11 protein-coding genes are annotated in these 12,426 nt (G+C 34.6%); all 11 read right to left on the bottom strand.

What is annotated here, in order from left to right; translation table 11 throughout:
* Positions 1-47: 47 nt before the first annotated feature.
* Positions 48-1,070, bottom strand: coding sequence for a UDP-glucose 4-epimerase GalE (gene galE / locus CGC58_RS08340; RefSeq protein ID WP_095896306.1), 1,023 nt, complete (start codon positions 1,068-1,070; stop codon positions 48-50).
* Positions 1,071-1,097: 27 nt separating this feature from the next.
* Positions 1,098-1,940, bottom strand: a complete 843-nt coding sequence (locus CGC58_RS08335; protein WP_095896305.1) for a mechanosensitive ion channel family protein — start codon at positions 1,938-1,940, stop codon at positions 1,098-1,100.
* A gap of 407 nt (positions 1,941-2,347) precedes the next feature.
* On the bottom strand, positions 2,348-3,271 hold the full coding sequence (locus tag CGC58_RS08325; protein WP_095896303.1) for an SPFH domain-containing protein: 924 nt from the start codon (positions 3,269-3,271) through the stop codon (positions 2,348-2,350).
* 134 nt (positions 3,272-3,405) lie between these two features.
* Entirely contained in the window at positions 3,406-4,830 is a 1,425-nt protein-coding gene (locus CGC58_RS08320; RefSeq protein WP_095896302.1) for a leucyl aminopeptidase family protein, read from the bottom strand.
* Positions 4,831-4,888: 58 nt separating this feature from the next.
* On the bottom strand, positions 4,889-5,326 hold the full coding sequence (locus tag CGC58_RS08315; protein ID WP_095896301.1) for a DUF5606 family protein: 438 nt from the start codon (positions 5,324-5,326) through the stop codon (positions 4,889-4,891).
* 71 nt (positions 5,327-5,397) lie between these two features.
* Positions 5,398-5,985, bottom strand: coding sequence for a peptide deformylase (def, locus tag CGC58_RS08310; protein ID WP_095896300.1), 588 nt, complete (start codon positions 5,983-5,985; stop codon positions 5,398-5,400).
* Between the two features lie 82 nt (positions 5,986-6,067).
* The gene (locus CGC58_RS08305; protein WP_095896299.1) at positions 6,068-7,345 is read right to left on the bottom strand and encodes an efflux RND transporter periplasmic adaptor subunit; all 1,278 of its coding nucleotides are present in this window, start codon (positions 7,343-7,345) and stop codon (positions 6,068-6,070) included.
* Between the two features lie 64 nt (positions 7,346-7,409).
* On the bottom strand, positions 7,410-8,723 hold the full coding sequence (locus CGC58_RS08300; protein WP_095896298.1) for a TolC family protein: 1,314 nt from the start codon (positions 8,721-8,723) through the stop codon (positions 7,410-7,412).
* Positions 8,724-8,960: 237 nt separating this feature from the next.
* The gene (rpmF, locus tag CGC58_RS08295) at positions 8,961-9,155 is read right to left on the bottom strand and encodes a 50S ribosomal protein L32 (protein WP_018280292.1); all 195 of its coding nucleotides are present in this window, start codon (positions 9,153-9,155) and stop codon (positions 8,961-8,963) included.
* A 3-nt stretch (positions 9,156-9,158) separates the two neighbouring features.
* Entirely contained in the window at positions 9,159-9,701 is a 543-nt protein-coding gene (locus tag CGC58_RS08290) for a YceD family protein (protein WP_095896297.1), read from the bottom strand.
* 120 nt (positions 9,702-9,821) lie between these two features.
* A complete protein-coding gene (locus CGC58_RS08285; RefSeq protein ID WP_095896296.1) occupies positions 9,822-12,419 on the bottom strand; it encodes a TlpA family protein disulfide reductase in 2,598 nt (865 codons plus the stop codon).
* Positions 12,420-12,426 lie beyond the last annotated feature (7 nt).

The raw sequence follows: 12,426 nt of genomic DNA, 5'->3' as shown, positions 1-12,426 counted from the left end.
AGAAATATTTTCTTTTGATTTTGGGATTTACCTTCTTCTGTTACAATTTATTTTCCTCTAACTTTCTTTTCCCATTTCCAAGCCGAAGCCATTGCCTCATCTAAGGTAGATTTTGATTTCCAGCCAAGTACGTTATTGGCCTTGTCAGTATTGGCGTAAGCCGCAGTAATATCACCGGCACGCCTGCCCACAATTTGATAATTTAATTTTTCGCATGAAACTCGCTCAAAGCTGTTAATCACTTCCAGAACGCTACTTCCTGTTCCCGTTCCCACATTGAAAACTTCATAATTTTCAGCATTTTTGCCTTCTAACAGACGTTGCAACGCCACCACGTGAGCCTTTGCCAAATCCACCACGTGAATGTAATCGCGGATACAAGTTCCGTCGGGTGTTGGGTAATCATCTCCAAAAACGGATAATTTTTCACGCAGCCCGATGCCCGTTTGTGTGATGAACGGCACCAAATTTTGAGGCACTCCGATAGGCAATTCCCCAATTTCTGCGGAAGGATGTGCACCAATCGGGTTGAAGTAACGCAGTGAAATTGCTTGCAAATGCGGAGTTACCTTACACGTATCTACAATGATTTCCTCTCCGATTTGTTTGGTATTTCCGTAAGGAGATTCCGCCTTTTTCACAGGAGCGTTCTCTGTAATTGGAAGCTCATCGGCTTGCCCATAAACCGTACAAGATGAGCTAAATATGAAATGAGCTTTATCTTTTTTGCTCAACTCTTGCAGCAGATAAACCAATGTAGTTAGGTTGTTTTCATAGTACAACAACGGTTTTTCCACGCTTTCCCCAACAGCTTTTGAAGCCGCAAAGTGAATCATTCCGGCAATGTCGTGATGTCTTTGGAAAAAATCAATAACCGCTTGTTTGTCACGCAAATCGAATTTTTCAAAAATTGGTTTTTTACCCGTAATATTCACAATACGTGGCAATACATCCTCCGATGAATTGGACAAATTATCGATGATAACCACTTCAAAACCTGAGTTTTGCAACTCAACCACCGTATGCGAACCGATAAAACCCAATCCGCCGGTTACAACTATCTTTTTCATATCTGTCAAAATATATTTTATTCTTTTTTAAGATTTGCTGGTATCGCTCACAATATTGAGCACCCTCTGTGGGAAAGGAATTTCGATTCCTTCAGCATCAAATCGCAATTTAACTGCTTCAATAGCAGCAAAATAACAATCCCAATAATCATCGTTATTACACCAAAAACGTACTGAAATATTCACAGAACTATCCGCTAATTCTTCCACAAATACGGACGGAGCAGGCTCTTCAAAGGCTCGTTTATCGCTCTTGGCTATATCCAACAAAATTTCCTTAGCTTTCTGAAGATCAGAACTATACCCAATTCCTACTAAAACTTTTACTCGTCTTTTATCCTCCCGAGTGTAATTGATAATACTATCTCCGAAAAGAGGACCATTTGGGATGATAACTTCCTCATTGTTAAATTTATTTAGCGTAGTGGAAACCAGCCCAATGCGTTTTACAGTACCTCGTTCTCCTTTTGCTTCGATATTATCTCCTACTTTAAAAGGCTTGAAAATCAATATCATAATTCCGCCCGCAAAATTTGATAACGAACCCTGCAAAGCCAGCCCTACGGCAATACCAGCACTGGCTAAAATGGCAAAAAACTGCGTTGTCGGAATTCCAATAATTTGTACGATTATCAAAAATAATGCAATGTGAAGAATCCATTTAACTAATTGTAAGACAAAAGTTTGAAGGGTTATCTCTACCTCTCTTCGCAACATTATTCTCTGTATTAAATTCACCAAAAAACGAATTACATAACGTCCTCCGATGAAAATTAATAAGGCTCCGACCAATGTCGGAACAAAGTTAACCAATTCGGTAATCCAACCTTTTAGCAATTTTTCAAAATCTTCTGCTGTAAAATGATTCATCTATTCTTATTTTTATTTTATAATTAATTTTTTTAGTTATTTTGAATTTAAAAAGTTACGTCTATTTTCCCAAAAAGATTAGAAAAAACGGAATTATAAACATCAATATTAAGCCCCAACGCACTTGCTTTCGGTAATCTTTAAAATGAGCGTAAAACACTGATATAAAAACTAAAACTCCAAATAATGAAAGTAAAGTACTGTGATAAGGCACATTAAAAAATCCTAAAAAGGCGAAGCACAAAACAAAGAGGTAAAAATAATTCAACATCTTTTCCATAGCTTTTTTTATTTACTTGAAGCAAACAAAGATACTTAATAAATATTTATTTCACAAACGTATGAAAAAAAATAATTCAGCAGGAAAAAACGTTTTTCTTGGAATTATACCATTATTAAATTTGCTATTATAAATTTTTGTCCTTGTTTTTCATTTTTTCTGCAATTTGATTAGATGCGGTAAATGAAGTTATCATATTATTAAGCATATCACTTCCCGCTTGCGGAGAATTTGGCAACAAAATCAAATTACTGTTAGTTTCCTGACCTACAGCCTGTAAGGTGTCGTAATGCTGTGTTACAACAATCAAAGCCGAAGCCTCTTGCGAACTAATTCCAACCTTATTAAGCACATCAACGCTTTCTACCAATCCGCGTGCAATTTCACGACGTTGGTCGGCAATACCTTGTCCTTGCAAACGTTTGCTTTCCGCTTCCGCTTTTGCCTTTTCCACAATTAAAATACGTTGAGCATCTCCTTCATATTGAGCTGCAACTTTCTCACGTTCAGCTGCATTAATTCGGTTCATCGCTGCTTTTACTTGTGCATCAGGGTCAATATCTGTCACAAGGGTCTTAATAATGTCATACCCGTAAGTTTCCATCGCTTCTTGCACCTCACGTTTTACAGCGATTGCAATGTCATCTTTTTTAACAAAAACATCATCCAAACGCATTTTCGGAACCTCAGCACGTACCACATCAAACACATAGCTTGTAATTTGGTCGTGAGGATATTCAAGACGATAAATAGCATCGTACACTTTGTCCTTAATTACCACATATTGTACTGATACTTTGATTTTTACAAATACATCATCAAGAGTTTTTGTTTCAACAATAACATCTAACTGTTGAATTTTCAAGCTAATACGAGCAGCAACTTTATCAATAATCGGAATTTTCATTTGTAATCCCGAATGCCGAATACTTTGAAATTTACCGAAACGCTCAACAGAAACCGCAGTTTGTTGCTTAACCGTAAAAAATGTTCCGAAAATAATAAATACAACTATAAGAATAAAAGGAACGGATGTGAATAAATCTTGCATAGTTTTGAATTTTAAAATTTATTTGGCTAATATACAACTTTCTGCGGAAAATACAAATAGTTTTTGTTTACAGAAAAAAATTCCAAGTATGAGGAACTTCTCTAACACTTGGAATTTTTCTTTTCTTGAAATGCTTATAAAATATTTTCTTCTTTTTTCAGAAAATGATATAACAATCGGATACCTACACCCGTTGCACCAGGTTTGAAATACCGATAAGGTGCTGTTAGAAAGGCAGTTCCTGCAATATCAATATGTAGCCAAGGGTAATTCGTGAAATGCTCCAAGAATTTTCCTGCTGAGGAAGCTCCGCCTTCGGGTTTTCCTAAATTTTTGATATCGGCAATGGGCGATTCCAAGTCTTCAGCAAACTCTTCCCAAAAAGGAAGTTCTACCAACCTCTCAAAAACCATTTCCCCTGATTGTTGCAAACTTTGCTTAATTTCCGCAGAAGCATTCCCCATAAAAGCACTTCCGTAGTGACCTGTAACCCGAGCAGCCGCTCCGGTAAGCGTAGCCAAATCAATCACTATTTTAGGATTCAAATTTTGGGCATAAACCAAAGCATCAGCCAAAATAAGACGCCCTTCAGCATCTGTATTTTTTACCTCAACAGTTGTTCCGTTCATCATTGTCAATACATCATCAGAAACAAAAGCATTGCTGTTAATGCGATTATCCGTAGCAGGAATTAGCCCTATTACGTGTATTGGCAGTTTATTTTGAGCCACAGCACAAAGCAAACCAACTACCGCCGCTGCTCCCGCCATATCCGATTTCATTGTATCCATATAACTACCCGGCTTCACATTGTAACCTCCTGTATCATAGACAACTCCCTTCCCTACAAAGATATAAGGTTGCTGATTTTTAGCATCTTGAGGACGCCAAGTAAGAATATTGAATGTTGGAGGCACATCACTTCCTGCATTAACGCCAAGCAATCCTCCCATTCTTAGCTTTTTGATTTGCGATTTACTAAGTACATTTACATCAAACCCGTAACGATTGCCCAAATTTGTAATCTCCTCCGAAAATCGTGTTGTTGTCAAAACGGAAGGAGGCTCATTCACTAAATTGCGAGCAATGGATACCGTTTCCAATAAACCTACAAGCTCAATTATTTTATCCTCAGCAATTTCCGTATATACTTGAATATCTTTTTCTTTCTTTTCTTCTTCCTTAGTTTTGTATTTTGTGAAATGATAATCACTCAAAAGCATACCTTCAAGAACCATCAAAGCCATTTCATCTTCCACTGCTGAAATGATACGAGCTGTGAGATACTCTTCTTTTTTCAACAGTGTAAGTATTTCATTTCCAATCAATCTTGCCTTTTCATTATTAACAGATTCCTTTTCGGATTTTTCTAAAATTAATGCTATTACCAAAGGCTCTTCAAGTGTAGGAATTGAAATAACAACATTTTTCTTTTTTTCAAAATACTTTTCAAGATAGGGATAAAGCGTGGCCGGCAAGCTATTTAAGCTTTCTGTAATATAAATAGTTACATCTATTAACTGCTCTTCCTCAATGTTTTTAAACAACTGAATTTTCATCTTTTTCTCTTTTAAAGTTATAAAAAAGACGATGCCAATGCATCGCCTTCAAAATAAATTATCCTTTAACAACTTCTTCTTTTTCAGAAACTTCCTCTTTATTCTCTGGAGTTTCTTCTAAAAATCCTTTTTCAAGAAGCAAATTGTACCATTGTATTACTTTTTTAATGTCACTTGCGTACACACGGTCTTCATCGTAATTAGGCAGAACACTGAAGAAATATTCCTCCAATGTTGCATCATCAGATTTGTGAGAAATGCTCGTTTTTCCGTTATTTTCTTTTTGTTTAATATTTTTAAATACCTCAGCTAAAGGAACTTCTGTTTCCAATGTATATATAGCGATTTCTGAAAGTAAGCTCACGTTATTTCTGATTCCCACCGAAACTCGTTTTCCGTCCAACAATGATGTTGCCAAAAATCCTGTACGTGTTTGCGACTCTAAATGATATAATCCTGGTTTGCCCGAAATGGCTAAAATCTTGTTTAAATTCATCTTTCTGTATTATAAAAATTAATCTCTAATTCTCTATCTATTAAACTTTTATATTTATAAATTCTATTTTTCTATCTTTTCTTTGCACCTGGGAAACGCATTCTGTAATCCACATTTACTTTTCCTTTGCTAATGTCCGTAAGTTTTCCTTTTAACAATCGTTTTTTGAAAGCCGAAAGTTTGTCTGTGAACAAAATCCCTTCAATATGGTCATATTCGTGCTGAATAATTCGTGCAGCAAGCCCATCAACTGTCAATTCTTGAGGAGTAAAATTCTCATCCAAATAACTGATTGTAAGTTTTTTGTGACGAAGCACATCTTCTCTCACTCCGGGAATACTCAAACAGCCTTCATTGAAATTCCATTTATCTCCCGTTTCTTCAAGAATTTTTGCGTTGATAAATGTTTTTCTGAAATTCTTCAAAAATTCTTGTTCTTCCGCAGTTAAATCCTCGTCCTCACCAAATGGCGATGCATCAATGACAAACAAACGAATTGGCAAACCAATTTGGGGAGCAGCCAGCCCAACACCGTGACTTGCTTCCATCGTTTCAAACATATTGGCTATCAATTCTTTCAAGTTTGGATAATCCGCTGTGATGTCTGTCCCTACTTTTCTAAGTACAGGGTCTCCATAAGCAACAATAGGTAAAACCATAGTTTTTTAGTATTAAAGCCTGCAAAAATAATAAATAAAGTTGATATTTGTGAAATCAGACGAGTTTAACTTTTATTTTAGATTAATTTGAATTTTTCTTTTCCTCGTCTTTTTTGTCTTTAGCTTTCTTGATGACTTTGTCTCCTTTTTTCAAAGTTTTGCCTACCAGATTGTAAGGACCTATTATGATTTGTTCTCCTTTTTCAATTCCTGACAAAACTTCAATGTTCGTATTATCCTGAATTCCAGTAGTAACAGCTTTGAGTTCTGCTTTTCCATCTTTCAGAACGAAAACAGCTTCTTGTCGTTTTTCGGCTTCCTCTTTGGATACTTCAGGATTAATTTCTGACATTTTTTTAACCACAATAGCACTTATTGGCACTGCAAGCACATCTTTTTTACTTTCAGTAAGTATATCCACCGTTGCTGTCATTCCTGGTCGGAAAGGCGAATAACCTGCTTTCTTGTCTTTCAATAAATCCTGATAAGAACTCTCCTCTATACGAATTTTTACTTTAAAGTTTGTAACCTGATCAACACTCGTTGTTGCATTTGCCGTATTTGCGATATTGGTTACAGTTCCTTTAAATACTTTTTTCAAATATGCATCAACCTCAACATTAACGCTATCACCTACACTTACTTTTACTATATCATTCTCATTTACATCAACTTCCACTTCCATTCGGCTTAAATCTGCAACACGCATAATTTCCGTCCCCGTCATCTGAACCGTACCTACAACCCTCTCACCCAATTCTACGCTAAGTTTGGAAATAGTTCCGTTAGTTGGCGAAAAAATGGTTGTCTTTCTTAAATTATCTCGAGATTCCGTTACACTTGCCATTGCACTCTGAACATTATAACGAGCTGATTCTCTGTTTGCTTTAGCAATATCATAGGCAGATGTAGCTTTCTCCCAATCCGATTTTGAAATTACGCCTTTTTCATACAAAATCTTGCTGCGTTTGTAACTCTCTTCACTTTCTTTCAGGCTTGCTTCGGCTTGCTGTAATGAAGCTTTCACTGTTTCAAGTCCTGCTACACTTCTATTTACAACAGATTCGTAAACATTGGGATTAACACGTACCAGCAAATCGCCTTTCTTTACCATTTGTCCCTCAACCACAGGAAGTTCAATAATTTCACCTGATACTTCGGAAGATAATTTGATTTCCAATTCAGGTTGAATTTTACCCGTAGCCGAAACTTTTTGCGTTAGTGTTTCTAAAACAACTTCTTGAGTTTCCACTTCTTTACCCTCAGGTTCTCCTCCAAACCACCCGGCTTTTTTGCCTACAATCAGCAATATTAAACCCAGAACAACCGCTATAATTATGAATAAAGTCTTTTTTTTCATAGTATTTCACAAATTTAAAAACAACTATTTATATGAAAATCTCGAAATAATAAAAAATAATTTTTTATTTATTGATATTCAACCCATTGAAATAATATTGTAATACTTTTATTTTAAAAATATATTGATATTTCGCCTTAATACTTTCGTTTTCAGCATTTTCATATTGATATTTTGCTTGATTAAAATCAAAAGTATTCATCAAACCTACATCATAACGCTCTTTAGCATAAGCGTACGATTGCTTTTTTGCCTGCAACGTTTTTTCGGTAGCCTCAAAAAGTTTTTTAGCATTCGATGCATCTGTATAAGCCTGATAAACATTCTTTTCCATAGTAAGTTCTGTTTGTTGCTTATTCCATTGGCTTCTCAACAAATTGATTTCCTGACGTTTAACATTTCCCACAGTTGAAAAACCATTGAATACCGGAATGGTTAGCGATAATCCCGCGTACATTCCTTTATTTTGGTCAATCTGTTTCCAAAAATTTTCAGGATAATTCTTCGACCAACGTGAATTATATCCCCACTGAGCCGAAAGCCTTGGAGAATAAGAGGAACGGGCTAATTGCAGACTTTTTTCTGCCAAATCTACATTTGCCTGAGCAATTTTCACATCTTGAGTAACTTCTTTTGCTTTTTCGAAAATTTCGGCAGGCGTTTTTGAAAGAATATCAGTTAGGGGAATTTCAAGAGAAGTATCTGCAATTTCAAAATCCTGATAATTTTTCAGCAATAACAACTGTGCCAATCCCATTTTTGAAATAAAAAGAGCATTTTCAGTGGCGATAATTTGCTGTTCCTGAGAGAAAAACTGTGATTCAGCCTCGTAATAATCTCCTTTGGGAAGTGAGCCTGCTTCAATTAAATCCTGAGTACGTTTCAAATTTTCTTTGGAAACCTCAAGCTGAGTTTTCAATTTTTTAATTTGCTCTTTGTTTGATAAAATTTCAAGATAAGCATTGATTACCATCAAGATAATATCATCTTTCATCTTATCGAGCTTGTATTGAGAGGCGATTTTGTTAAGTTCGGCAAGCTTTAATCTTCGCCAATTCTGCAAACCGGCAAAAACTGTTACATCCATATTTACCCCACCTGAAGCCGATTGAAAAAAAGCATTTTCATATTGATTGGTCACAGGATTGATATTTTTTCCTTCGTTAAGGTTGTACGTAACATTTCCGTTCAATGAAGGAAAAAAAACTCCTCTTGCCTGCAACTTATCAATGTCCGTTGCCTTCAAATCAATTTCTGACTGCTTAATAGAAATGTTATTTTGCAAAGCATATTCAATACAATCCTCTAAAGTCCAAAGCTTTTGTGAATATGCTGAAAAAGAGGATATTAGTAAAACGACGTGTAATAACTTTTTCATTTTTAATGGATTACAAGAGAAACAACAAAAGAAATTCAACAATTAAGGCTTTTTTAGTAAGCTAAATTGAAATTTGTCTGCCAAGATATTAATTTTTTTCAGTATTACTTACATATTTTCAAAATTATTTTCACGCTATTTTCATAATAAGCTATAAATCAAATAAAAAAAGAAATCACCCTTGCGGGTGATTTCTCCAGTTTAATTTTAAAAATGTTTATTATGAAATCAAAATCTTTATTCGCTTTTTTCAGTGTTATCCACTAAAACTTGACCACGATAGTACAATTTTCCTTCGTGCCAATGAGCTCTGTGGTACAAGTGATTTTCACCCGTTGTTGGGTCTTTTGCAATTTGAGGAACAACTGCTTTATCGTGTGTTCTTCTCTTATCTCTTCTTGTTCTTGACTGTCTTCTCTTAGGATGTGCCATTTCTTATTTTTCTTTATCAGTTATTATTATTTTCTTTAGATTTTCCCATCGCGGGTCTATATATTCACTTTCTTCAAGTTCTTCTCTTGGGCTTAATTCTTCCAATTTATCCAAAACGTCGGAATGTAATGTGCCTTTTTCAACTTCAGGATGAACACGTTTCGCTGGTATTGAAAGCACAATAAGCTCGTAAATGTACTGTGCTACATTTAGTAGATGCTCTCCGTGAGGCAAAATGAGTAATTCATCATCTTCATCATTGTATTCCTCTCCGAACTTCACCACCAAAAAAAGCTCTCCTTCAACTTCCATATCAAAAGGCTCGTTGGATAAGTCACAATTAACGTTTACAACTCCCTCATTTTTAAAATGTAGCTCAAGTAAGGTACTTTTTTTATCTAACTCAACAGTTACAACCTGACGGATGTCATTCACATCATCATACCCGAATGAATCCAAGAACTTTTTATCAACCTCATAAACGAATTGATGTTTTCCTTGTTTCAGCCCTGCAAAAGAGATATCGTATTCTTTTAACTTCCTCATTTTCTACAAGTTTATAAAACCAAATCGTTTTTTAGCGAGTGCAAATATACTACTTTATTCTGAATATCAAATATTTTTACTAAAAAAATTATTATTTTTTAGATTTGGCATATTTAGCAACTATTTCTCAATCCATTTAAGGAGTTCTTTGACTAACACTCCTTTACTGCTCGGAGAAGGTGCATCTGCCGATACTACATTTCCTTTTTTGTCAATAATCATATAGGTTGGGAAACTATTGACTCCCAAACGGCGTTCCAACATACTTTGTTGCTGTTCAGGAAGATTGTAATGCACCACATTTTCGCCCGTAATATTGTGTTCTTTTATAATATTTTTCCACGAATCTTCGGGGGAACGATTTGCAAAATACATAAATACAACATCTTTCCCCTTTAATTCCTCTTTTATCTTGCTTACATACTTCATTTGCCCACGACAAGGAGCACACCAAGTACCCCAAAAATCCACATAAATTACTTTTCCTAAATAAGGTTCTGTTAGTTTTTTGAAAAGCTCATCAGCATCTTTGGCATCTTTTAAATGCTCGGTACGTTTTAATGATTCAGCGTATTTAACATCTTGATTATTAAGTGTGTTAAATTTATTTTGTTCTCCTCTTAAAACGTCTAACATTTCGCTATTTTTTACATTCGAAGCAAAAAAATCCCATTCTTTTTGTGTTAACGGACGACTTTCGTTTTCATAAATATTGTAAGCCATTCCTACATACATTATTTCCCTAATTGTTGGCGAAACTTTCAATGAATCCAAAGTTGAAAGTCTTCTTTTTAGCATTGGGATAGATATAACTTCATCTTTTATTTTAGGAAGTTGTTCATCAACCAGTTTTTCATATGATTTTGTAAAAGCAAAAGCATTAAAATCATCAATATAAGGTTTAAATAAGGTAAAATGATTCGCAAGTGTTGTTGAATCTGCTTTTTGCTTGCGAAGTTCAAATGTTTTCTGAGTCATTTCTTCTAATTTGCGTATTGCTGTGTACTCTTTTTCGGATAAATCAACCATTTTATGCTTATCAAGATACTTCATTATCTCTAATCCGGCTATAAAATCAGGTTTTAGGATAACATTTTCATTGTAATAATTTATATAATCATTCAAAAATGTATTTGCTCGCATTAATGTTAATGGTTTTGGCAAATTTTGAAATACAGAATCGGCAACTGCCATATAATCAGCTGTAAAACTGCTTCTTTTTCGTTGTATTTCAAATCTTCGCTGCATCATATCTCTTCCCATCCCTGTAAGATTGAATTTTTCAATGAAATATAAAGTTCGTTTGGAAACTACTTTATTTAGCTCTGAAAATTTTTTCATCTGACTTAGTACATTTTTCAATGTTTCTCTACTTTTGCTTAGAAACACATCGGAAGGAAGATTTTTATCAATATGAGGGAAGAAATCTGATTTTGTAAAAGAAAAATAGCTTGTCAATTCCCTGTGAAAACGTGCATTTTTTCCCATTTGCCAAATATTAGCTTCTTTATTGCCTCTAAAAGGTTTATTTTTATAATCGATGTATAAAAAATACTCTTCTCCAGGTTCAACTACATCAAGCAAATGGGTTCTTCCCCAATCCATTAAAATTAATGAAGTGTTCAATACCTCAAAAGTGATTGAAAAACAGCCATTTTTATCAATATCGGCAAAAAAATCATCCTCTTCATCAGTAATAAAATTAGGAACGGTTACTTTAAAAGGCTTATTATTAGGCATATTTTGTAAAAAACCTTTAATCGTTACTTTTCCTTTTTTGTAATTATTATCCAAAAACGGACGATTATCTTCTGTTGTGTAGGGTTTAGGACGATATTCATATCTGAGGCTTGTTTTTTCATTTCCGTCAAGAAGAATAAGTTCATTTTTATCCTTCCCTACAACAGAACATTCTATCGTTTGTTTTTTATCTCCTCTTGATAAAACAACCTGATATGTATCTTGGTTTTTCTTGCTATACTCATACGTCCAAGATTCGTTTTTATACACAGCTATCTTATCAAAAAATCCGATAACCCATTCATTAGTGTTGGCGTAGCACCACGTACCGTACAGATAGTTTGATTGGATTTTGTTTGTTGGCTTATAAAATTCGTGGCTGTCCTCGACAACAAATTTTATACTATCATCAGAATGTGTGATATACATCATTTTGAATGTATTATCTTTTTCAATCAGACCGCGATATTCTTTGCCTAAATATTCTCCCAGCCAATGGATTTTCCAAGTTTGATTATCCCAATTAAGTGTATTTTTGTTGATAAAAAGCTGTTTTCGAGGATTATTTCCTTGTTCCCAAACTCCTTTAATTACTTTTTTGTACTTTGAAGGTTTTAGCAGTACGATATCAGGGTCGGCATCGTACTTAGTGCATTCGAATTCTTTTTTACCAAACAGAATTTTGGCTTTTTTATCTGATAACAAAGTGATTTTTGCATTTAAAAACCTGCCATCAGCATTTAAAACCAACTGATATTCATTATCTTTCCGATTGATACTTTCTACCGGAACAAGCCTATAAGTAACTTCAACATAATTTTTCCCGATATGGATTCCGTTCCATTCTCCTTTCTTTTCCACTTGAAATTGCCAAAATCCGTGAAGATTTTCAGGAACTTCATTCAGCGATTGTGCTTTTATATTCCATTGAAAAATAAAAAATAAAAGCATCGTTTTTACTAAAAATAATTGTTTCATATTTAAT

The organism is Capnocytophaga stomatis (assembly GCF_002302635.1).
GTDB classification, from domain to species: Bacteria; Bacteroidota; Bacteroidia; order Flavobacteriales; family Flavobacteriaceae; genus Capnocytophaga; species Capnocytophaga stomatis.
Note: the sequence above shows the minus strand (reverse complement) of the source record. Positions and strands in the feature narration are given on the sequence as shown.